This is a genomic window from Enterobacter kobei, assembly GCF_001729765.1.
GTDB lineage: Bacteria > Pseudomonadota > Gammaproteobacteria > Enterobacterales > Enterobacteriaceae > Enterobacter > Enterobacter kobei.
Genome location: NZ_CP017181.1, coordinates 1,894,246 through 1,915,826, shown reverse-complemented (window position 1 = coordinate 1,915,826; position 21,581 = coordinate 1,894,246). Strand labels below are relative to the sequence as shown.

Sequence of the window (21,581 nt, the reverse complement as noted above, 5' to 3'; positions counted from 1 at the left end):
AATTGCTAAGTGTGCTTAGCACTTATCGTCTGTCGAACACCCTGGATAAGGAGACGTTGTGATGTCGACACCGCGCCAGATACTTGCCGCTATTTTTGACATGGATGGATTACTGATTGATTCCGAGCCGTTGTGGGATCGCGCCGAGCTGGACGTGATGGCCAGCCTGGGCGTTGATATCAGCCGCCGTAATGAACTTCCCGACACGCTGGGCCTGCGCATTGATATGGTCGTAGACCTCTGGTACGCCCACCAGCCGTGGAGTGGCCCAGATCGCGACGAAGTCACCGCGCGCATTATCAGCCGCGCCATCGCGCTGGTGGAGGAGAACAAGCCGCTATTGCCTGGCGTGCGTGAAGCGGTCGCGTTGTGTAAGGCTCAGGGGCTGAAGGTGGGCCTGGCCTCCGCTTCACCGCTGCATATGCTGGAAAAAGTGCTCATTATGTTTGAGCTGCGCGACAGTTTTGACGCCCTGGCGTCAGCTGAAAAATTGCCCTACAGCAAACCGCACCCGCAGGTCTATATGGACTGTGCCGCTAAGCTGGGTCTTGATCCGCTTACCTGTGTCGCGCTGGAAGATTCCGTTAACGGCATGATCGCGTCCAAAGCCGCACGTATGCGCTCCATTGTGGTTCCGGCAGAGGAAGGCCGCCACGATCCCCGTTTTGCCCTTGCCGATGTGAAGCTTAATTCGCTGACAGAACTCACGGCGCATCACCTTAAGGGCGGCTAACAACATGCTCCATTTGTGACAAACAGTTACACCGTCACCTCTTCCGCCTACTGTATAAAAACCCTATACTGTATGAATTGACAGTTTCGTGGGTTTTATCATGACGGCGGAAGGCCACCTCCTTTTTTCCATAGCGTGCGCAGTATTTGCCAAAAACGCTGAACTCACTCCCGTGCTCGCACAGGGGGACTGGTGGCATATTGTCCCTTCCGCCGTATTGACCTGTCTGCTGCCCGATATTGATCATCCCAAATCATTTCTTGGACAACGCCTGAAGTGGGTATCGAAACCCATCGCCCGCGCGTTCGGCCACCGGGGGTTTACGCACAGCCTGCTGGCCGTTTTTGGGCTGCTTACCCTTTTTTATTTAAAAGTGCCCGAAAGCTGGATCGTCCCTGCTGATGCCATTCAGGGGATGGTGCTCGGCTACTTAAGCCATATTCTTGCAGATATGCTGACGCCCGCTGGCGTTCCACTTCTCTGGCCGTGTCGCTGGCGCTTTCGTTTTCCCATCCTTGCGCCACAGAAAGGGAACCAGCTTGAGCGCGTATTGTGCATGGCGCTCTTCGCTTACGCCGTCTGGATGCCACAGACATTGCCCGAAAACAGTGCAGTGCGCTGGTCTTCGCAGATGATCAATTCGCTGCAATTTCAGTTCAATCGCTTTATTCATCACCAGATTGAACAGTAAACCAACAAAATCATTCCGTTTGTCATAAACCATTCCATTTGGATATAAGCGCGACATCACACTTCTGCTAACCTTCCGCCAACAGGATCGGCAAAAACCGATCCCATAATAAATCAGGAGAACGGGGATGAATTTTCCACTCATCGCGAACGTTGTTGTGTTCGTTGTATTGCTATTGCTTCTCGCGCAGACGCGCCACAAACAGTGGAGCCTGGCGAAAAAAGTGCTGGTTGGTCTGGCCATGGGTGTCGTATTTGGTCTGGCGTTGCAGGCGATTTATGGCTCCGATAATCCAGTTCTGAAAGACTCTATTCAGTGGTTCAACATTGTCGGCAACGGCTATGTCCAGCTGCTGCAGATGATCGTGATGCCGCTGGTGTTCGCCTCTATTCTGAGTGCCGTTGCCCGCCTGCATAACGCCACTCAACTGGGTAAAATCAGTTTTCTGACCATTGGTACCCTGCTGTTTACCACGCTGATCGCCGCGCTGGTGGGTGTGCTGGTAACCAACCTGTTTGGCCTGACGGCCGAAGGTCTGGTGCAGGGCACGGCTGAAACAGCACGCCTGACCGCGATTCAAACCAACTACGTGGGTAAAGTGGCCGATCTGACGGTTCCGCAGATGGTGCTCTCCTTCATTCCGAAGAACCCGTTTGCTGACCTGACCGGCGCCAGCCCAACGTCCATCATCAGCGTGGTGATCTTCGCGGCATTCCTCGGTGTGGCCGCACTGAAGCTGCTGAAAGACGATGCGCCGAAAGGCGAGCGTGTGCTGACGGCGATTGATACCCTGCAAAGCTGGGTGATGAAGCTGGTGCGTCTGGTCATGCAGCTGACGCCATACGGCGTGCTGGCGCTTATGACCAAAGTGGTTGCGGGCTCTAACCTGCAGGACATCATTAAGCTGGGCAGTTTTGTCGTCGCCTCTTATCTGGGCCTGGGCATCATGTTCGTGGTCCACGGTATCCTGCTGGGCGTGAACGGCGTCAGCCCGCTGAAATACTTCCGCAAAGTCTGGCCGGTACTGACCTTTGCCTTCACCAGCCGCTCCAGCGCCGCGTCTATTCCTCTGAACGTTGAAGCGCAGACCCGTCGCCTGGGCGTGCCAGAATCTATCGCCAGCTTCTCTGCGTCCTTTGGTGCCACCATCGGTCAGAACGGCTGTGCGGGTCTCTACCCGGCGATGCTGGCGGTGATGGTTGCCCCGACCGTGGGTATCAACCCGCTGGATCCGGTCTGGATCGCCACGCTGGTCGGCATTGTGACCATCAGTTCCGCCGGTGTTGCCGGTGTTGGTGGCGGCGCAACCTTCGCTGCGCTGATTGTGCTGCCTGCACTGGGTCTGCCAGTGACGCTGGTCGCGCTGCTGATCTCCGTTGAACCGCTGATCGACATGGGTCGTACCGCGCTGAACGTGAGCGGCTCCATGACCGCCGGTACGCTGACCAGCCAGTGGCTGAAGCAGACCGACAAAGCCATTCTGGAAAGTGAAGACGACGCCGAACTGGCGCACCGGTAATCGCCGGGAAATAAAAAAACCGCCTGATGGCGGTTTTTTTATGGCTGTTATTCTTCAACCTCTTCATCCTGGCGGATTTGCACCGCCCATCGCTGGGCAGACTCCGGCACGGAAAACGTCGGCGATCGACGGAAATGCTCCCCCATCAGGACAAACGCCACATATTTACCACGAAGCTGCCAGACATCACGAAAACCCTCCACTTTCAGGGCATGGTCAGGCGGCGCGGGTTCCACGCGGGGCACATAGCTAATAACCTGGCGGTTTTGTTGACGAAGAGGTTTCATAAGCGACGGGTTCACTAAAGCAAATTCTTGAAGCAGGAAAATTCTATGATAGCCGATTCTGCTCCCTTCCGTCGCGCTCCTAATGGCTGAGAGGGCTCCTTTCGTTAATGGCGGCATGTGAAAACTCTTAGTTCGCGAGCTATCTCACGACATTGTTCTATCCTTAATAGGGTTTTTAGCAATGGATAAAGGAGAAGCGTGCAATGTCGAACAAAGATAATACACATCAATCACCGATTCATGGCACTGAAGAATCTCAACCGGGTATGGACTCTCTCGCCCCTGCTGACGGCTCTCACCGCCCCTCGCCAGGCCCTTCCGCCCCCGGCGAACAGCCTACCGCACCGGGAAGCATGAAATCGCCGGACACCGGGAACGAGAAGCTGAAATCGCTTGAGCCACACCGTAAAGGTGGTGAAGGTTTTGCACTCACGACCAATCAGGGCGTGCGCATTGCTGACGATCAAAACTCTCTTTGCGCCGGCTCGCGCGGCCCCACACTGCTGGAAGACTTTATCCTGCGGGAAAAAATTACCCATTTCGACCACGAGCGAATTCCGGAACGTATCGTTCACGCGCGCGGCTCGGCTGCGCATGGCTACTTCCAGCCGTACAAGAGCCTGAAAGCGATCACCAAAGCAGATTTCCTCTCCGACCCGGATAAAATTACCCCGGTGTTTGTCCGATTCTCCACCGTACAGGGTGGCGCGGGTTCGGCAGACACGGTGCGTGATATTCGCGGTTTCGCCACCAAGTTTTATACCGAAGAGGGTATTTTTGATCTGGTGGGCAATAACACCCCGGTGTTTTTCATTCAGGATGCGCATAAATTTCCTGACTTTGTCCATGCGGTAAAACCGGAGCCCCACTGGGCCATACCGCAGGGACAAAGTGCGCACGACACCTTCTGGGACTATATCTCTCTGCAACCTGAAACGTTACACAACGTGATGTGGGCGATGTCTGACCGGGGTATTCCGCGCAGCTATCGCACGATGGAGGGGTTTGGTATTCACACCTTCCGTATGATTAACGCGGAAGGAAAAGCCACGTTCGTCCGGTTCCACTGGAAGCCGGTGGCGGGCAAAGCCTCGCTGGTGTGGGATGAGGCGCAGAAGCTGACCGGGCGCGATCCTGACTTCCATCGTCGTGAGCTGTGGGAGTCCATTGAAGCCGGCGATTTCCCTGAATATGAACTGGGCCTGCAGCTCATTCCGGAAGAGGATGAATTTAAGTTTGATTTCGACCTTCTTGACCCGACCAAACTGATCCCCGAGGAGCTGGTGCCGGTTCAACTGGTGGGGAAAATGGTGCTCAACCGCAACCCGGATAATTTCTTTGCCGAGAACGAGCAGGCCGCGTTCCACCCGGGGCATATCGTGCCGGGACTGGATTTCACCAACGATCCGCTCTTACAGGGACGTTTGTTCTCGTACACCGATACGCAGATCAGCCGCCTTGGCGGGCCGAACTTCCACGAAATTCCAATTAACCGTCCGACCTGCCCGTACCACAATTTCCAGCGCGACGGGATGCATCGTCAGGACATTGATACCAATCCGGCTAACTACGAGCCTAACTCGATCAACGATAACTGGCCGCGCGAAACACCGCCAGGCCCGAAACGCGGAGGTTTTGAGTCGTACCAGGAGCGTATCGATGGCAACAAAATTCGCGAGCGCAGCCCTTCCTTCGGCGAGTATTACGCCCATCCTCGCCTGTTCTGGAACAGCCAGACGCCGATTGAGCAGCAGCACATCATCGGCGGCTTTAGCTTCGAGTTAAGTAAGGTGGTGCGCACCTACATCCGCGAGCGCGTGGTCGATCAGCTTGCGCACATTGATATTCAGCTCGCCCAGAGCGTGGCGGATAACCTGGGTATTACCCTCACCGACGAGCAGCGCAACCTTGCTCCGCCAAAAGAGGTCAACGGCGTGAAGAAAGATCCGTCGCTGAGTCTGTATGCGGTGCCAGGTGGCTCAATTAAAGGCCGCGTGGTCGCCATCCTGCTGAACGATAAAACCCGGGCCAGTGACGTACTGGGCATTATGCAGGCGCTGAAAACCCAGGGCGTACACGCCAAACTGCTTTATTCCCGAATGGGTGAAGTGACGGCTGATGACGGTTCCGTGCTGCCGGTGGCTGCGACCTTTGCCGGGGCACCCTCGCTGACCGTCGATGCGGTGATTGTTCCGTGCGGGGATATTGCCAGCTTGTTGAACAACGGTGACGCCGTCTATTACCTGCTGGAAGCTTATAAGCACCTGAAACCGATCGCGTTGTCCGGCGATGCGCGTCAGTTTAAATCCCAGCTGAAGGTTGCCGAGCAAGGTGAGGACGGCATTGTCGAGGGCGATAACGTGGACGACGCCTTTATGACGAAGCTGTTTGACCTGCTCGCCGCGCACCGTGTCTGGTCACGCAGCAGCAAGATTGACCAGATCCCGGCGTAAAAAAAGCCGGGTGGCGCTTGCGCTTACCCGGCCTACAACAGTTTGCAGGTCGTTCGTAGGCCGGGTAAGGCGAAGCCGCCCCCCGGCACTTCTCACAGATCCCGGAATGTCCCCAACCGATACCCACGTTCGGCAATCGCGTATTTCAGCGACGGCGACGTCAGCACATCCAGCTCCGCCAGGCGCGGCCAGCAGTACGCGCTCTTGCGCACGATATTATCGACAAATGCGGGGTGCGCCATGACCTCCAGTGACTTTTCTCCCCGGGCTGCAGAATCATCCAGCACCTTCAGGAACAGCGCTTCGTCGATCGCCTCGCCGTAAAACGCGCTGCTGAACCCTGCGGTGGTTGTCACCGCACTGTCCGGCAACCCTTGCACCTCACGATCCACGCGCATCGCTACGCCTTTGCGTTGAGCAAACGCCGCAACGATCGGGAAAATTGCCGGGATCATATGCACGTGGTGATGGCTGTCGATGTGTGTTGGCAGATCACCAAACAGATCAGCAAAGCGGTTGAACTGACAGTCCAGCTCGCGGGCAATCTCTTCCAGCGGCAGAGCGTCCTGCTCCGCCTGTTCCCAAATCCATTTACCTAACTGTCCGTCACGGGTCAGGCCCGGCATTGGCGTAAGCGGCATACCGAGCGTCAGCACAAAATGCATCCCGACGCCCAGCTCAGGCACGTCGCGGCTTAGCTGCGCCGCATGTTCAACCGCTTCACCATTAACCAGTGCCGTAGTGGATGTCACAACCCCCCGGCGACAGGCTTCAATAATGCCGTAGTTCTGACCTTTCGAGAGGCCAAAATCATCAGCATTAACGATCAGCAGGTTTTCCATTGTGCGTCCTCTCAGTGGTGTTTGAACTTCAGCTTCTCGATCGTGGCGGCGAAGTTCGGCAACCATTTTTCATGCGCCAGGATCATCTCTGCTGCAAGCTGCTCCGCATCGCGGTCGGAATGCACCAGCGGGCTGAGGTTCAGTGCCAGAAGCACGTCATTCAGCTCGCCGCTCAGCGCCGCCTGACTTGCCGCCACTTCAAAGCCTTTAATGGTGTGGATCAGACCCATAACTTTGTCATCAAAATGAGTAATGCGCGGATGCGGTTTAGCGCCATCGCGTCCCAGAATGCAGGTCATCTCAACGGCCCAGTCAGCCGGGATATTGTCGATGTGGCCGTGGTGCGGCACGTTAACATAGTGCTCCGCCTGCTTGTCGTTGTAGATGGCGTTGATCACTTCACACGCCGCATCGGAATAATAGGCCCCGCCGCGCTGCTCAAGCTCTTTCGGCTTGACGTTCAGGTTCGGATCTTTATACAAGTCGAACAGCTGCTTCTCAACTTTCTGAACGATTTGCGCCCGCGCGCCCCCCTTGTAATACTCGCCCATTTCGATGGCCAGCATCTCTTTCTGCTTGAAGTAATAAAGCAGGTAGGAGCACGGCAGCAGATTCAACGAGCGGATCAGCCCTTCGCTGAACGGCAGGTCAAAGATGTTTTTCACAGACGCAGCGGTCAGACGACCCGAGGCGACCCCGTCCAGCAGTTCAGCAAAACGCGATGTTCCGTTCACGATGACATCTTTAATGAACACCATATGGTTCAAACCGAACAGATCGATAGAGAGATCGTCATTATCGGTCAGTTCCAGCACGTCACGGATAAACATTTTCATGCCGACTGGAATATTACAGACGCCAATAAAGCGCTTGAAACCGGTATGACGATAGACCGCTTCGGTCACCATCCCTGCCGGGTTAGTGAAGTTAATCACCCACGCGTCTGGACAGATTTCCTCCACGTCTTTAACGATGTCGAAAATAACCGGAATGGTACGCAGGCCTTTGAACAGGCCACCGGCACCGTTAGTTTCCTGACCGAGATAACCGTGGCTCAACGGAATACGCTCGTCCAGTTCACGCGCTTTCAACTGCCCAACGCGCAGCTGGGTGGTTACGAAATCTGCATCTTTCAGCGCCAGTCGACGATCCAGCGTTTTATGCACGGTCAGAGGTACGCCCGCTTTCTCAACCATGCGTTGGCACAGGTCGAAAATAATATTCAGCTTCTCCTGACCTTCCTCCACGTCCACCAGCCATAATTCGCTGACCGGTAATTCATGATAACGTTTCAGAAAACCTTCAAGTAATTCCGGGGTATAGCTGCTGCCGCCACCAATGGTTACGACTTTTAATTTCTTTTGCATAATATCTCCCTTTGCGTATCAGGTTAATCGCCTGCAAGGTATAGCGTACTCTTCCCGCTATTTGGGCAAGCCATTAAAGCAATATTCGTGGCGGATAAAACCGCCGAAAGTTAATTCATTACCGTCAAACTTTTGCGGTAACTGTTCGGGGTGAATGACGTTAATTTCTTAAACGTTTTAATAAACAGGCTGGGGCTACTGTATCCCGATTCGTAAGCAATATCGGTGACCGAGTAGTTAGTAATTTCCAGCTGTTTTTTGGCAAAGTTAATGCGAATGTCATTAATAATTTGCACAGGTGTTTTACGATAATACCGCTGCGTCGCGCGGGTCAGATATTCCTGGGATTTTCCCGACAGGGAAACCATATTCTCCAGCGCATTGTCACTGAACTGGGCTTTATCGTGCATCAGTTCAACAGTGCTGCGCAGCCACTGTGGAATATCATCCGTCACCTGCTGCTCTTCACGATGATGACGCAGCCGGTTCATCACATAGAAAGTCACCGTTTCAATAAACTCGTCAAATTCATTTTCACGGAAGTTAAGCGAGGCAATAACCGTTTCAATCCAGGTCATGAACTCGTTTTTCACGCGATAAACCTGAGACGCCACAAAGCAGAACGGTACCAGCGGCAGATAGTGCTTTTCAAAGAAGCGCCTGCTGACGCCGACATTCAGAATGCGGGTTGCACCGAATTCGTAAAAGCTCTGGTGATAGGACCCCATCGGCAGGAAGACAAAATCCCCTCGCTCAAGCAGGACGCGCTTACCGTTGATCTCCTGGTAGTAGCGGCCGGTCAGAACAATCGTGAACTCGTAGTAGTCATGCTGGTGCAGACCACTGGCGCTCTCCGTCTTGTTGTAGATAACCACGTGAAAATTTTTGCCATTAAACAGCTGCTGTTCAAGTGCGGTTTTAATTTCCATCGTGCTGACCTCCTGCTGCAACATCCGACTTAGTGCATTTTCTCGTGAAGCTCAATCAACTCCGCCACCAGCTCGCGCGCCAGCATGGAGGTCATCAGGTGATCCTGCGCGTGTACCAGCACCAGGCTGACCTTCATCTTCCCTTCACCCTGATCGCTTTCAATAAGCTTTGTCTGCACCAGGTGCGCTTCGTTCAGCGCGGTACGGGACTGTTCCATCATGGTTTTCGCGGCGGCAAAATCACCCTGCTTGGCCTGCTTCAGTGCGGCATACGCCAGGCTGCGGGCCTGCCCGGAGTTGATGATAAGCCCCATCACCACTTCTTCAAGATCGTTCTCTGCGGCGTCGTCTGCGACGATACTATCCAAATCTAACATGTTTAAGCTCCTTGTGGCTGACGCGGGTTTCCCCGCGTCGGTCAATCTTAGAATTTCAGTGAGAGGGCAATGTCCTCTTCGCTCTCTTCTTCATCAATGATGGTGGCAGCTTTGTTCGCAATTGCCACGAATGGCATGTAGAGCAGGGTCGCAATCCCGAGGTTGAATATCGCCAGCAGGAAGGCCGCGACGCTACCGTTGGTATTGAAGAACGCGCCCAGCCCCGCTGGCATGGTCCACGGTGCAATGTTGGTCACCGGCGGAATAATGCCCATGTAGTAAGCCGTCAGGGTGATGGCTGCCAGCAGTGGTTGAACCAGGATGAACGGAATGAACATGACCGGGTTCATGATGATTGGCAGGCCAAACAGAATCGGTTCGTTAATCTGGAAGATACCTGATGGCAGCGCCAGTTTAGCTACCTGACGATAGTCAGCACGACGAGAGACAATAAAGACCGCGATGATCAGACCCAAGGTCGCCCCGGTACCACCCAGGAAGATATAGGAGTCAAGCATCGGCTTCGCCCACACATGGAAGGTTTTACCTGCTGCCAGCGCCGCGTCAACGGAGCCGTACTGCTGGTAAAGTGCCACGTTTTCCAGTGCCCACGGGGTCATAATTCCGCTATCCAGCGCAGCCAGTGCCAGTGAACCATGTACGCCGAAGAACCACAGCAGAGAGGTGAAAATCACATACGCCCAACCGACCACACCACCCATCGACGCCAGCGGCGTGGAGATAGAATCCATGATGATCTGGTGGAAGTTCGTGCCCCAGTGAGAGAGCGCCCAGGCAATAATCCCCATAATGGAGAGAATAATAAAGCCCGGAATCAACGCGGAAAATGAACGAGAAACGGACGTCGGTACGCTATCCGGCAAGCGGATAACCCAGTTGCGACGAATAATAAAGGTGAACATTTCCGCCACCACCAGACCGATAACAATACCGGAGATGATGTTCGCCCCACCCAACCAGTTGGCGCCGACGGCATACGCCTCCCCTACGCTGTAAGGCGTGACGGTCATAAATGCAGCAACGGATAATAACCCGGCAGCCAGCGGATCCACTTTTCGCTCTTCTGCCAGTGCCATGCCAATAAAGAAAGGCGCCATCAGCGACATAATACCTAACGTACCGTTATATACGTTGCCGCCGATGGCTTTAAAACCATTAAGGGTTTCAATTGTGGAAGCGTCTAACCGAATGCCTAATGAATAAAAGAAGGAACCTTCACCAAAGCTCAGAAAAACGTTGTTAATTAAAACGAACATGGCCCCGGCCAGCGTCAACGGCATTAATTTAATAAAGCCGTTTTTAATGGCATTAACGTGAGGCTGCTTTCCTATTTTAACAGCAAAAGGAAGGAGTACCTTTTCAAGTGAAGCGATGACTTTACTCATAGGTAAATACCCTTAAATGCCGTAACTCGTGTTACGGCGTATTGTGTGTGAAATAACTCTTTGACGGGAAAAATAAAAATTAATTAGCAGCTTTTTTAATGGCTGCCACAGCAGCTTTCAGAACACCTAAACCATCAATCTTGCCATACAGCCCCGAGTCGATCACTTCGACCGGTTTGTTGGGTAGCAGTCGTTGTATTTCGGGCAACATATAGGCGATTTGTGGCCCCAGTAAAACAACATCGGCTTTCTGGCCTTTCTCGCCCGCCAGCGTTTCTGGAAACGCTTCAATCACCACAGGGACTTCATACTTTTCAGCCTGCGCACGCATCTTTGACACCAGCAGTGAGGTTGACATGCCCGCTGAGCAGAACAGGTAGATATGTTTCTTTTCCATCGTAATTTCCCTCTTGTAGGTCTACCTGCCATCGCGCTATCACTCGACTTGCTGTCCCGGCAGACAGGTAGTTTGCATACTGTTGTTTGTTGTTGGAGTGAGTATACGCAATGGTACAGACAGGGGATAATTCTGAACAGGTTGAAATTGTCTCTCATTGACCTGGCTTGTTGACTACCTTCACATTTCGGGCAAATAATTCGCGCAAAGAAATAAGATTTACGTATACACAAAAAAACCGGCCCATGGGCCGGTTCGTTAACATCTTCAGACAAGCTGGGTTACTGAGCCTTTGGAGCCTGGGGATCGGTGTCGTATTCAGCACAGGTCTGATAACCGGAGTTAATAACATGACCAGTGTCATCCAGGGCGACAAAGTAGGTCTCTGCCTTACCATCACGTTGACCCAGGATATAGGTCTGGCAGGTCCCTTTCGCATGAATCATTGTCACTTCAGAAGAAGGTTTACCGGCGATCGCAGCGACCTGCGAACGGGTCATCCCTTTTTTAACGTCTTTAACCACGGGCTGTGTAAACTGATCCTTGGTGCGATCGTAAGCCGTACACCCTGCCAGCATCGTCAGTACTGCCGCTGCGCTAAGAATTCCTGCTACGTTCTTGTTCATATTCCGTCCTCTTGTTTATCAGCGTGTTATCTAAGCATGGAATAAAAAGTACTATTGTTCAACTTTGTGAATTACGCCAGACGAATTTCGGAAAATTCTAATAAAACAACGATAACCTGCTAAATCGGCGCAAATTAGCGCACTCGAAACTGCGATCCTTGTCGTTTCTCGTCCAAAGGGTTAGTTTTAACAGTTAACACATTCTGTTTATGTTCTGCATATGGAGGGCGTGATGGCTCTGCAACACGAGATTATTCAGGCACTGGGCGCGAAGCCCGCGGTAGATGCACATGAAGAGATCCGCCGTAGCGTGGATTTTTTAAAATCGTACTTAAGAAAGAACGCTTTCCTGAAATCCCTGGTGCTGGGCATCAGCGGCGGGCAGGACTCCACCCTGACCGGTAAACTCTGTCAGATGGCGATTTCAGAGCTTCGCGAAGAAACGGGCGATGAGAAATTGCAGTTTATCGCCGTGCGTCTTCCCTATGGCGTGCAGGCCGATGAACAGGATTGCCAGGATGCCATCGCGTTCATCCAGCCCGATCGCGTACTCACCGTCAATATTAAAGGGGCGGTGCTGGCAAGCGAGCAGGCACTGCGCGAAGCGGGCATTGAGCTGAGCGATTTTGTTCGCGGCAACGAGAAAGCTCGCGAGCGTATGAAAGCCCAGTACAGCATCGCCGGAATGACCAAAGGCGTGGTTGTCGGCACCGACCATGCGGCAGAAGCCATCACCGGTTTCTTCACCAAATATGGCGATGGCGGCACCGACATTAACCCGATTTTCCGTCTGAACAAGCGTCAGGGTAAACAGCTGCTTGCCGCGCTGGGCTGTCCTGAGCACTTGTATAAAAAGGCACCGACGGCGGATCTGGAAGACGATCGCCCTTCCCTGCCGGATGAAGCGGCCCTTGGCGTCACCTATGACAATATTGATGATTATCTGGAAGGCAAACAGCTGGATGAAGGTACCGCGAAGATCATTGAAAGCTGGTATCTGAAAACCGAACACAAGCGCCACACGCCGATTACGGTGTTTGACGACTTCTGGAAATAAAAGCAAAACGGCAACCCCGTTGCCGTTTTTAGTGTTTGCGCCCTCTCCCGTGGGAGAGGGTTGGGGTGAGGGCAACAGACCGCACAATGTGGCCGGGTAAGGCGTAGCCGCCACCCGGCTCTTTTTTAACCACAGCGCACCTGCTACACTGTATACCTGAACAGTATACGGAGTAATATGTGAGCAGGCGTCAATCCGCCCCGCGTCTTGAGTTTGAAGCGGCGGCTATCTACGAATATCCCGAGCACCTTCGCCCCTGGCTTGAGGCGCTGCCAAAACAGCCTGGCGTGTACATTTTTCACGGTGAAAGCGACACCTTGCCGCTTTATATCGGCAAAAGCGTCAATATTCGCAGCCGGGTGTTATCCCACCTGCGTACCCCGGATGAGGCCGCCATGCTGCGCCAGTCGCGGCGCATCACCTGGTTTCAGACGGCGGGAGAAATGGGTGCGCTGTTGCTGGAGGCCCGGCTGATAAAAGAGCAACAACCGCTCTTTAATAAGCGCCTGCGCCGTAACCGTCAGCTTTGTTCCCTGCAGATCAGCGACGGTAAGCCGCAGGTGGTTTACGCCCGCGACGTCGATTTTTCTCATGCGCCAAACCTTTTTGGATTATTTGCCAACAAACGCGCGGCCCTTCAGGCTCTGCAAACACTGGCCGACGAGCTACAGCTTTGCTACAGCCTTTTAGGTTTAGAAGGCACCACGCGTGGCCGCGCCTGTTTTCGCTCCGCGCTGAAGCGCTGCGCAGGCGCCTGCTGCGGCAAAGAGAGCGTTGAGGCGCATCACGCCCGCCTCCTGAGCGGTCTTGCGGCCATCAGCATCAACTGCTGGCCGTGGGAGGGCGCCGTGGCGCTAAAAGAAGTGGGTGAAACGATGACGCAGTATCACATCGTCAATAACTGGCTCTGGCTGGGGGCTGTCGATGATTTAAGCGACGCGGCAACCCTGTTACGCACCCCCGCCGGGTTCGATCAGGATGGCTATAAAATCCTCTGCAAGCCCGTTTTAACCGGCAAGTTTGAGGTCATTATGCTCAGTGACCCGGCAGCCAGTTAATTTCACTGAACAGCAGGGTACCCTGAGACTCCAGCAAACGCAGAGTATGGGTCCCCTCCTCCCAGCTGGCGCCCTGATCGGCCGTCAGCAGTTTATCACCCAGCTGCCACGCCCCGCTTAGCACAAACACCACGCCGCCACGCGAGCCAAACGTCGTAAAGGTACGGTCGGCAACGCGCACTTTCGCCTTGCAGCAGTCACGCCGGGTCATGATGTTGAAGTCCATCGCCATCCTGCCATCGGAAAGCAATGCCTTTACCGGCAAATCGCCGGCAAAATGGTAAGGTTGATGCGGTTTAAGAGTATGGCGGAACGCCTGTCCGGCATCCAGCGTCACCTCCCCGCCCTCCAGCAAGGTAATGACCCGGTCAACTCCGGGAAAAGCGGAGAATTCGCCGTTGCTGGCGATCGTCGCAATACTGGCTCGCCAGCAAAAATCGCGCGTTGCGGGAGGGATACAACAAATTTCTCGCGTTTCGCCAGCACCATTACGCCAGAGGCTGACCGGCATTTTACGGATATCAAAGAACTCCATCACCACTCCTGAATGGCACAACCCGTGCCAGGGCAAGGATATCGCTACCCTTGCAGTCTTGTTTGTTATCATTAGGTATTCACAGACACAGTATCGGCAGCAAAGCGGGCAGGCCTTAGCGGAACGTCAAAAAAATTGCTAACGCCATGACTCTACAAACATTCTCTGAAGCGACTACAGGAGAATACCGCGCTGGCAGCGGCAGACAAGAGGGCAGGAAAGAAAAACCGCCGGTCCTGTCCACAGCGGTTGCGCTTTTGTGGACAGGATCCCGGCGGTCTTAAGATGTTGAACCGATTATTCGGTCGGTGCTGGCATTTTACCTTCCATCGCCGGACGTTCTGTCAGACGCTTCTCAAAATTGGCATTAAACTGTTTTTTCTGTTCCGGGGTCAGAATGTTGTAGATCTTGTTCTGCGTTTCCATGTGGGCCAGCATGCGGGCTTTATGCTGCTCGGCCATTTTGTCGATCTGCGCTTCGGCTTTCGCCTTATCGAAGGTGTCGCTGGCAATGATGTCATGCATTGCGCGGCGCTCTTCCAGCGGAGGACGCTTCATCTGGTCGCGCTGGCTTTTCATGATGTCGCGGATCTGCTGCTTCTGCGCATCCGTCAGGTTGAGCCCCTTAAACATCATCATCTCGTTGTGCATACCCGGGCCTTTATGATGCATCATCATTTTGCCTTCGGCCGGTGCGGCAGTCGTGGTTGCGGTATCTGCGGCGAACGCCATGCTGGTAGCGCCCAGAGCCAGGGTAGAAGCAACAAACAGTGCAGTAAACTTACGCATAATTTATTTCCTTTCTTTCAGTTATTCTTCGGCGCTATGCCGTGTTGACGAGATTAACTTTACGGGGTTTATCGTCAATTAGTCAGAGCAACAGTAAAACAATGAAAGTGTACAAAACAATTTTTCGCCAAATGTGGAGGAAATAAGGATAAAGCGTGGAGAGTTGCAACAAAAAATATTCAAAACGATGAATTTAAAGCGATTTCGAAAAAGTATAGCGAAGTGAAGATGAATAATAAAGCAATTCACCAGGAATATTCCGCAAAACAAGGACCAGCACTTTAAACGTTAAGAAACGTTTTTATTTTCCCCTCCCGGATGATGAGAGGGGAAAGGTTCATGATATTTTTTCCAGCATCAGACCCGCTCGCAGGCCAAACGCGACGGTAGGGTTAGGGAACAACACATATTCCGTTGTTTTCTGCACTTCGTAACGTTCTTCCCCATCTTCCGCCAGCAGCACTCCTTTGCGAAACGGCGTGAAGTTCAGGGTGTGCGCGGCCATATGAAGCTGGAAAGCATCGCTGCGGCGGGTGATCTGCTGTACGACGCGATACCGCTCAACGGGCGGATGCTCATGGTCGGGAGCCTCTCCCCCGAGCAGAGCCCGCAGCGCGAGATGCGTGGGAGCAAAACGCGTCAGATCGTTCTCACCGAAAGGAAGCGCTTTTCCCAGTTCCAGCGTACAGGCCAGGGCAGCAAAATGTTCGCAGGTAAAATGGGTAAACGTTCCGCCCGGCGACTGATGAAAGACCAGCGCCTCCAGCCCGGCGTCCCCCAGCCAGCGCAGAAAAGCTTCATCCCAGGGCTGATTCCGCTGCGGTAACACGCCAAAGCGCACATGGTAAGACGCGCGGATCGCGGTATGGAGATCAAGATGCCAGCGCACTGGCCCCGCCGTGGAGAAAAACGCGGTCACGACATTCTCAAGCCACGCGGCCCTTGCCGTTTCTTCACTTTGCGGAAACTGCGACCAGCGACCGCCAAACATGCGGTTAATGTCACTCACCAGGTAACGTTTGTTTTGCGCCAGCGCAGGCGGATTGCCCAGCACCACCAGTACGCGACACGTAAGGGTGATATCTCCGCGATATAACGCACGCAGTAGCAAATCGACAATCTCAACGGGCGCCGTTTCATTGCCGTGAATGCCCGTTGAGAGCAGCAGCGATAGCTCGCTGTCGGTAGTCGGCGTCAGCTCAAGCACCCCGCGCCCCAGCCATCGCCAGCGGAATGAGGGGCCATCCCCCTCTTTCTGTTCCGGCATTTTATCGGCCAGGGTCAGCGCCAGTAAATTTTCCATACCCACTCCTTTAGCGCTGGAACGGATAAACCGATCCCAGTTGCAGGATTGATGTCAACGCGTCCAGCGCCTCGCGCCCTTCACGCAGAAGCTGCGGGTCAATCAGATCCGCCTGCGTTAACCGGTCGCGATAGTAGCGATCCACCCAGTCATTAAGGGTGGTAAACAGCGCTTCGTTCATCATGACTGCCGGGTTAACGGCCTGCATTTCATTCGGCGTTAATACCACGCGCAGACGCAGGCAGGCAGGACCGCCGCCGTTAGCCATGCTTTCACGCAGATCAAACACGCGCAGTTCGTCAATAGGGTTATCGGCCTTAACCAGTTGCGTCAGGTATTGCCAGACGCCTTTATGATCCTGTGACTCCTGCGGTAGCACCAGCATCATGCTGCCGTCATCGCGGCTCAGCAGCTGGCTGTTGAACAGATACGTTTCAACCGCGTCCTGCACGCTGACGGCCTGCGTGGGCACCTGAATGGGCATAAAGCCGGGTACGCGTTCGCGCAGTGTCGCGAGCAGTTTCTCCTGATGCGCAAACGCCTGCTCATGGCAGAACAGCACCTGACGGTTGGAAACGGCAATCACGTCGTTATGGAACACGCCCTGGTCAATCACCTGTGGGTTCTGCTGGGCAAAAATCACCTGTGAAGGATTGACCTGGTTCAGGCGAGCGACCGCCTGGCTGGCGGCCAGCGTCTGGCGGGCAGGATAGCGAACGGGGGCAGAATGACCGCCCTCCTCGCGCCCGTAGATAAACACCTGTACGCCAGGCTCGCCATAGTCGCCTCCGAGACGGTTATGGTTGGCCGCGCCTTCGTCGCCGAACATCGCCACCTGCGGCAGAGCCTGATGCACCTCAAAATGGGCGTCATGGTTGAAAATAGCGCGCAGCACGCGCTCGGTGGTTTCCGCTTCGGTGGCGCGGTGGAATTTGTTGTTCAGGTTAGCCACCGTCAGATGGACTTTGCCATCCAGCGTATCGGCTGACGGTGCGACGGTCGCCGCGTTCGCCACCCACATAGAGGAGGCGGAGCTCGCCGCCGAGAGCAGATGTGGCGTTTGCGTGCCCGCTTTTTCGACCACCTGCTCATCACTCCCGGTAAAGCCGAGCTGGCGCAGCACCGCCACGTTCGGCCGTTCCTGCGGCGGGATCACCGCCTGTGGAAACCCGGCATCTGCCAGCGCTTTCATTTTCTGCAGGCCCTGCTTCGCCGCCAGTTTCGGGTTGGAGACCTGAAACTGATGCTTCGTCGAGGCTTCATTACCAAAGGAGAGACCGGCATAGTGGTGGGTCAGCCCCACCAGCCCGTCAAAGTTGACTTCACGCGCTTTCATGACGATCCCCTTCGCTAAAATCCAGCCCCGGACTGAGCGTCTCCGGCAGCCTCAGCGCCGGGGTTTCCAGGCTCGCCATCGGCCATGCACAGTAATCCGCGGCATACCACGCGCTGGCGCGATGGTTACCCGACGCACCCACGCCGCCGAATGGCGCGGTGCTCGCCGCACCGGTCAGCGGTTTATTCCAGTTTACAATCCCGGCGCGCGCTTCCAGCAGCAGTTGATCAAACTTCTCGCGATGCGGCGAAATGAGTCCGCTCGACAGGCCATAGCGGGTGTTGTTTGCCATCGCAATCGCCGCATCAAAATCGTCGTAACGCCAGACGCACAGCAGCGGGCCAAAGACCTCTTCATCCGGCACGTTGCTCGCGCCGCTCATCTCAACAATACCCGGCGTAAGCAGCGAGGTTCCCGGCTGTACCTGCCTGGGTTCCAGCAGGGTTTTCGCGCCGCGCGCAACGTGGTTTTGCAAGGCATTAAGCACATTCAGCGCGGCCTGTTCGGAAATCAGTCCCCCCATAAACGGCTGCGGATCGGCATCCCACGCGGCGGGGACCAGACGTGCGCTGACGTCGACCAGGCGTTTCAGGAAGGCATCCCCTTGTGCTCCTCGTTTCACCAGCAGGCGGCGGGCACAGGTGCAACGCTGTCCGGCGGTGATAAAGGCGGACTGGATCGTCAGGTGCACCGCGGCGTCAATATCATCGGGGTCTTCAACAATCAGCGGGTTGTTGCCCCCCATCTCCAGCGCCAGAATTTTTTCCGGCTGTCCCGCCAGCTGGCGATGCAGCTGATAGCCCGTTCCGGCGCTGCCGGTGAACAGCAGGCCGTCAATATCGCTCAGCGCACTGAGCGCCTGACCGGTTTCGCGACCGCCCTGCACCAGGTTCAGCACGCCCGGCGGCAACCCGGCCTGTTCCCACAGCTTCACCACCGCCTCGCCGGTTAAGGGGGTTAACTCGCTCGGCTTGAAAATAACGGTATTGCCCGCCAGCAGTGCGGGAACAATGTGGCCGTTCGGCAGATGTCCCGGGAAGTTGTACGGGCCAAATACCGCCAGCACGCCGTGCGGACGATGGCGCAGCGTCGCCGCGCCGTCCGGCATCTCGGTGTGTTGCTCGCCGGTGCGGGTATGGTATGCCTTTACCGAAATGGCGATTTTGTTGATCATCGCCGTCACTTCCGTTGCTGCTTCCCAGCGTGGCTTACTGGTTTCGAAAGCAATAATGCGCATGAGCTCAGCTTTATTCGCCTCCAGCAGCCCGGCAAACGTTTCAATAATGGCCTGGCGCGTGGCGAAAGGCTGTTTTGCCCACGCCGGAAACGCACGACGCGCGGCATGACAGGCTTGTTCCACCTGGCTGGGGCTGGCGTCATTTCCCTTCCAGAGCACCTCATTACCTACCGGATTGGTCTTTACGCGCAGCTCGCCTTCGCCCGTTACCCAGTCACCGTTAATCCATAATGTCATGCTGTTTTCTCCTCAGGGCAGAGACGCACCAGACGAACCGTATCGCCGGCGTTACATTTCAGGGCATCCAGTTCTGCAGCCGTCAGCACCAGACGTTCACATTTCGGGTTAGTCCGCACCAGCATGGCGCGGAAGTGGGTGTAATTTTCGTTCGCCACCAGACATGCCGGCCAGTCGCCTGGCGCGGGCTGACCTTCAGAGACCTCTACCAGGCGGCTTTTACGGATCGCGCGAACGCGGTCGATATCGCACTCAAGCGTCGGTCCGCCGTCAAAGATGTCGACATAGTTACGGTAGCGGAAGCCCTCTTTCTCCAGCACTGCACGAGCTGGCGCGGTTTGCGGATGCACTTCGCCGATCACCGCCTGCGCTTCCGGGCTAAGGAAATGGGTATAGATAGGATGCTTCGGCATCAGCTCGGCAATAAAGGCTTTCTGGCCTGTGCCGCAGAGATAGTCTGCACGGCTGAACTCCATAGAGAAGAAGCGCTCGCCCAGGCTCTCCCAGAACGGCGAGTAGCCGGTGTCATCAATCACGCCGCGCATCTCGGCGACCACTTTTTCGTTAAAGCGATCGCGGAAGGCAGCCATAAACATAAAGCGCGATTTGGAGAGCAGATAACCGTTGCCCTCTTTGCGCCACGCCGGGTCGAGGAACAGCGTGCAGAGTTCGCTGGCACCCGTGTGGTCATTACAGAGAAACAGCGTCGGCAGCGCGTTATAGACGTTCAGCTCTTTCGACGCGTGAACCATGGTGCCAACGCGGTAGTTATACCACGGGTCGTTAAGACCGACGGCCACTTCAATGGCGCAGATCCCGGCCACCGTCCCCGTCTCGGTATCTTCCAGCACGAACACGTAGCCCTGTTCGCTTTTTGGCAACGTCCCCTGCCAGGTTTGCAGGGCGCGCTCAATGCGCGCCGACAGCGTTTTTTCATCGGCAGGAAGCGAGGTCAGCCCGCCTCCCGTCTTACCGGCAAGCTGCATGAGCCCGGCGATATCGCCGCGCTCAACGGGACGGATGACCATCATGATGACACCCCGGACTTCACTTTTTCACACGCCAGTGCAAATCGATCCAGACCGGTTTGCACCTCTTCCTCGCTGACAATCAGCGCGGGAGCAAAACGCACCACGTTGGCACCGGCAATCAGCACCATCACGCCCATTTTTGCCGCTTCCTGTGAAATAAGTTTAGCTTTTCCGGCAAACTCAGGGGTGAGCTCGCAGCCAATTAACAGCCCCAGGCCGCGAATTTCCTTGAACAGTCCGGTCTTGCCATTGATGGCGTTCAGGCGTTCAACAAACCAGTCGTGACGCTGCTTAACGCCCTTCAGCACCTCAGGGGTGTTAATGATGTCGAGAACCTGTCCGGCCACAGCGGTCGCCAGCGGGTTGCCGCCGTAGGTGGTGCCATGGGTGCCCACGGTCATCACGCTGGCGAATTTATCGGTCGTCAACGTGGCCCCAATCGGGAAGCCGCCGCCCAGCGCTTTGGCGGTTGAGAGAATATCCGGCGTCACGCCGTAGTGCATATACGCATACAGCTCGCCGGTGCGGCCGACGCCGGTCTGTACTTCGTCGAAAATCAGCAGCGCATTATGGCGATCGCACAATTCGCGCAGCCCCTGAAGGAATGCTTTTTGCGCCGGAAGCACGCCGCCCTCGCCCTGCATCGGTTCGACGATCACCGCGCAGGTGGTGTCGTTAATCAGCTCGCTGGCAGACTGCAGATCGTTATAGATGCCGTGGCGAATATCCGGCGGCAGCGGTGCGAAATCCTGCGAATAAGAGGGCTGACCGCCCGCGCTCACGGTAAACAGCGTGCGTCCGTGGAAGGCATTTTTAAATGCCACAATCCCGCTCTTGTGGGTACCGAACTTGTCGTGGGCATATTTACGTGCCAGCTTCAGCGCCGCTTCGTTGGCTTCCGCCCCGGAGTTACAGAAAAAGACTTTTTCGGCAAACGTCGCGTCAATGAGCTTTTTCGCCAGACGAAGCGCAGGCTCGTTGGTAAAACCGTTACCGGTATGCCAGAACTTCGCGGCCTGATCGTTCAGCGCCTGACGCAGCGCCGGATGCGCATGGCCCAGCGCATTCACCGCAATCCCCCCGGCAAAGTCGATGTACTCTTTCCCCTGCTGATCCCACAGGCGTGAGCCTTCCCCGCGAACCGGAATAAACGCCGCCGGCGCGTATACCGGCATCATCCATTCATCGAAATTTTCACGCGTAATTGACAGAGACATAGCGACCTCATCCGGTAAATAAAAGGTTATTTGAATGTTAAATAATTGAGTGTTTGCACTGTGAATGTAGATTGCAGCCTTCGTGCCAGCCAGCGATAAAAATGCATAAACGGGTTGAGGCAACAGAATATCAATGAGTTATGATATGGAGTTA

The 21,581-nt window shown here is 55.0% G+C and carries 21 protein-coding genes; 6 read left to right on the top strand and 15 right to left on the bottom strand.

Annotation, left to right across the window (positions count from 1 at the left end; genetic code table 11):
• Positions 1 to 61 precede the first annotated feature (61 nt).
• From hxpB to tcyP, 3 genes are all read left to right on the top strand, one after another.
• Positions 62 to 733, top strand: coding sequence for a hexitol phosphatase HxpB (gene hxpB, locus BFV64_RS09205; RefSeq protein ID WP_023332770.1), 672 nt, complete (start codon positions 62 to 64; stop codon positions 731 to 733).
• Positions 734 to 833: 100 nt separating this feature from the next.
• Positions 834 to 1,424: a metal-dependent hydrolase gene (locus tag BFV64_RS09200; protein WP_014883483.1), complete on the top strand. Its 591-nt coding sequence runs from the start codon at positions 834 to 836 to the stop codon at positions 1,422 to 1,424.
• Positions 1,425 to 1,551: 127 nt separating this feature from the next.
• The gene (gene tcyP, locus BFV64_RS09195) at positions 1,552 to 2,943 is read left to right on the top strand and encodes a cystine/sulfocysteine:cation symporter (protein WP_014883482.1); all 1,392 of its coding nucleotides are present in this window, start codon (positions 1,552 to 1,554) and stop codon (positions 2,941 to 2,943) included.
• A gap of 47 nt (positions 2,944 to 2,990) precedes the next feature.
• On the opposite strand, the gene cedA is transcribed toward tcyP, so the two are convergent.
• Positions 2,991 to 3,266: a cell division activator CedA gene (cedA, locus tag BFV64_RS09190; RefSeq protein ID WP_226862265.1), complete on the bottom strand. Its 276-nt coding sequence runs from the start codon at positions 3,264 to 3,266 to the stop codon at positions 2,991 to 2,993.
• A 167-nt stretch (positions 3,267 to 3,433) separates the two neighbouring features.
• On the opposite strand from cedA, the gene katE reads away from it, so the two are divergent.
• Positions 3,434 to 5,683 (top strand): catalase HPII, encoded by a 2,250-nt coding sequence (katE, locus tag BFV64_RS09185; protein ID WP_069601950.1) that lies wholly within the window; start codon positions 3,434 to 3,436, stop codon positions 5,681 to 5,683.
• A 92-nt stretch (positions 5,684 to 5,775) separates the two neighbouring features.
• On the opposite strand, the gene chbG is transcribed toward katE, so the two are convergent.
• From chbG to osmE, 7 genes are all read right to left on the bottom strand, one after another.
• Positions 5,776 to 6,525: a chitin disaccharide deacetylase gene (gene chbG, locus BFV64_RS09180; protein ID WP_023332766.1), complete on the bottom strand. Its 750-nt coding sequence runs from the start codon at positions 6,523 to 6,525 to the stop codon at positions 5,776 to 5,778.
• A gap of 11 nt (positions 6,526 to 6,536) precedes the next feature.
• A complete protein-coding gene (locus tag BFV64_RS09175) occupies positions 6,537 to 7,892 on the bottom strand; it encodes a 6-phospho-beta-glucosidase (RefSeq protein WP_023332765.1) in 1,356 nt (451 codons plus the stop codon).
• Between the two features lie 110 nt (positions 7,893 to 8,002).
• Positions 8,003 to 8,845 carry a transcriptional regulator ChbR gene (chbR, locus tag BFV64_RS09170; RefSeq protein ID WP_071819744.1) on the bottom strand — a complete coding sequence of 281 codons (843 nt, stop codon included), beginning with the start codon at positions 8,843 to 8,845 and terminating at the stop codon, positions 8,003 to 8,005.
• A gap of 5 nt (positions 8,846 to 8,850) precedes the next feature.
• Complete coding sequence (gene chbA, locus BFV64_RS09165) at positions 8,851 to 9,198, bottom strand: PTS N,N'-diacetylchitobiose transporter subunit IIA (protein ID WP_014883476.1); 348 nt, start codon at positions 9,196 to 9,198, stop codon at positions 8,851 to 8,853.
• 47 nt (positions 9,199 to 9,245) lie between these two features.
• Positions 9,246 to 10,604, bottom strand: coding sequence for a PTS N,N'-diacetylchitobiose transporter subunit IIC (chbC, locus tag BFV64_RS09160; protein WP_014883475.1), 1,359 nt, complete (start codon positions 10,602 to 10,604; stop codon positions 9,246 to 9,248).
• A 79-nt stretch (positions 10,605 to 10,683) separates the two neighbouring features.
• On the bottom strand, positions 10,684 to 11,001 hold the full coding sequence (gene chbB, locus BFV64_RS09155) for a PTS N,N'-diacetylchitobiose transporter subunit IIB (protein ID WP_014883474.1): 318 nt from the start codon (positions 10,999 to 11,001) through the stop codon (positions 10,684 to 10,686).
• Positions 11,002 to 11,282: 281 nt separating this feature from the next.
• Positions 11,283 to 11,627, bottom strand: coding sequence for an osmotically-inducible lipoprotein OsmE (gene osmE / locus BFV64_RS09150; protein WP_010430142.1), 345 nt, complete (start codon positions 11,625 to 11,627; stop codon positions 11,283 to 11,285).
• A gap of 232 nt (positions 11,628 to 11,859) precedes the next feature.
• On the opposite strand from osmE, the gene nadE reads away from it, so the two are divergent.
• Positions 11,860 to 12,684, top strand: a complete 825-nt coding sequence (nadE, locus tag BFV64_RS09145) for an NAD(+) synthase (protein WP_023332763.1) — start codon at positions 11,860 to 11,862, stop codon at positions 12,682 to 12,684.
• A gap of 179 nt (positions 12,685 to 12,863) precedes the next feature.
• The gene (cho, locus tag BFV64_RS09140) at positions 12,864 to 13,742 is read left to right on the top strand and encodes an excinuclease Cho (protein ID WP_014883472.1); all 879 of its coding nucleotides are present in this window, start codon (positions 12,864 to 12,866) and stop codon (positions 13,740 to 13,742) included.
• Here the strand turns inward: cho and ves are convergent.
• The 7 genes from ves to astC form a co-directional block, all read right to left on the bottom strand.
• Positions 13,720 to 14,277 carry an environmental stress-induced protein Ves gene (ves, locus tag BFV64_RS09135; RefSeq protein ID WP_014883471.1) on the bottom strand — a complete coding sequence of 186 codons (558 nt, stop codon included), beginning with the start codon at positions 14,275 to 14,277 and terminating at the stop codon, positions 13,720 to 13,722. The genes cho and ves overlap by 23 nt on opposite strands.
• A gap of 297 nt (positions 14,278 to 14,574) precedes the next feature.
• Positions 14,575 to 15,066: an ATP-independent periplasmic protein-refolding chaperone Spy gene (spy, locus tag BFV64_RS09130; protein ID WP_014883470.1), complete on the bottom strand. Its 492-nt coding sequence runs from the start codon at positions 15,064 to 15,066 to the stop codon at positions 14,575 to 14,577.
• Positions 15,067 to 15,403: 337 nt separating this feature from the next.
• A complete protein-coding gene (gene astE / locus BFV64_RS09125) occupies positions 15,404 to 16,369 on the bottom strand; it encodes a succinylglutamate desuccinylase (protein WP_069601949.1) in 966 nt (321 codons plus the stop codon).
• A 10-nt stretch (positions 16,370 to 16,379) separates the two neighbouring features.
• Positions 16,380 to 17,705, bottom strand: a complete 1,326-nt coding sequence (gene astB, locus BFV64_RS09120; protein ID WP_023332760.1) for an N-succinylarginine dihydrolase — start codon at positions 17,703 to 17,705, stop codon at positions 16,380 to 16,382.
• Positions 17,692 to 19,179 (bottom strand): succinylglutamate-semialdehyde dehydrogenase, encoded by a 1,488-nt coding sequence (gene astD, locus BFV64_RS09115; RefSeq protein ID WP_069601948.1) that lies wholly within the window; start codon positions 19,177 to 19,179, stop codon positions 17,692 to 17,694. The genes astB and astD overlap by 14 nt, the downstream gene beginning before the upstream one ends.
• Positions 19,176 to 20,210 (bottom strand): arginine N-succinyltransferase, encoded by a 1,035-nt coding sequence (gene astA / locus BFV64_RS09110; protein WP_023332758.1) that lies wholly within the window; start codon positions 20,208 to 20,210, stop codon positions 19,176 to 19,178. Before astA ends, astD begins: the two co-directional genes overlap by 4 nt.
• A complete protein-coding gene (gene astC / locus BFV64_RS09105) occupies positions 20,207 to 21,427 on the bottom strand; it encodes a succinylornithine/acetylornithine transaminase (protein WP_023332757.1) in 1,221 nt (406 codons plus the stop codon). Before astC ends, astA begins: the two co-directional genes overlap by 4 nt.
• Between the last annotated feature and the right edge of the window lie 154 nt (positions 21,428 to 21,581).

Coding starts and splice junctions, on each gene's coding strand:
- BFV64_RS09200 (WP_014883483.1), top strand. CDS start 834: ATGACGGCGGAAGGCCACCTCCTTTTTTCCATAGCGTGCGCAGTATTT.
- tcyP (WP_014883482.1), top strand. CDS start 1,552: ATGAATTTTCCACTCATCGCGAACGTTGTTGTGTTCGTTGTATTGCTA.
- katE (WP_069601950.1), top strand. CDS start 3,434: ATGTCGAACAAAGATAATACACATCAATCACCGATTCATGGCACTGAA.
- chbC (WP_014883475.1), bottom strand. CDS start 10,604: ATGAGTAAAGTCATCGCTTCACTTGAAAAGGTACTCCTTCCTTTTGCT.
- chbG (WP_023332766.1), bottom strand. CDS start 6,525: ATGGAAAACCTGCTGATCGTTAATGCTGATGATTTTGGCCTCTCGAAA.
- osmE (WP_010430142.1), bottom strand. CDS start 11,627: ATGAACAAGAACGTAGCAGGAATTCTTAGCGCAGCGGCAGTACTGACG.
- nadE (WP_023332763.1), top strand. CDS start 11,860: ATGGCTCTGCAACACGAGATTATTCAGGCACTGGGCGCGAAGCCCGCG.
- astC (WP_023332757.1), bottom strand. CDS start 21,427: ATGTCTCTGTCAATTACGCGTGAAAATTTCGATGAATGGATGATGCCG.
- hxpB (WP_023332770.1), top strand. CDS start 62: ATGTCGACACCGCGCCAGATACTTGCCGCTATTTTTGACATGGATGGA.
- astD (WP_069601948.1), bottom strand. CDS start 19,179: ATGACATTATGGATTAACGGTGACTGGGTAACGGGCGAAGGCGAGCTG.
- chbR (WP_071819744.1), bottom strand. CDS start 8,845: ATGTTGCAGCAGGAGGTCAGCACGATGGAAATTAAAACCGCACTTGAA.
- chbB (WP_014883474.1), bottom strand. CDS start 11,001: ATGGAAAAGAAACATATCTACCTGTTCTGCTCAGCGGGCATGTCAACC.
- chbA (WP_014883476.1), bottom strand. CDS start 9,198: ATGTTAGATTTGGATAGTATCGTCGCAGACGACGCCGCAGAGAACGAT.
- BFV64_RS09175 (WP_023332765.1), bottom strand. CDS start 7,892: ATGCAAAAGAAATTAAAAGTCGTAACCATTGGTGGCGGCAGCAGCTAT.
- astB (WP_023332760.1), bottom strand. CDS start 17,705: ATGAAAGCGCGTGAAGTCAACTTTGACGGGCTGGTGGGGCTGACCCAC.
- spy (WP_014883470.1), bottom strand. CDS start 15,066: ATGCGTAAGTTTACTGCACTGTTTGTTGCTTCTACCCTGGCTCTGGGC.
- astA (WP_023332758.1), bottom strand. CDS start 20,210: ATGATGGTCATCCGTCCCGTTGAGCGCGGCGATATCGCCGGGCTCATG.
- astE (WP_069601949.1), bottom strand. CDS start 16,369: ATGGAAAATTTACTGGCGCTGACCCTGGCCGATAAAATGCCGGAACAG.
- ves (WP_014883471.1), bottom strand. CDS start 14,277: ATGGAGTTCTTTGATATCCGTAAAATGCCGGTCAGCCTCTGGCGTAAT.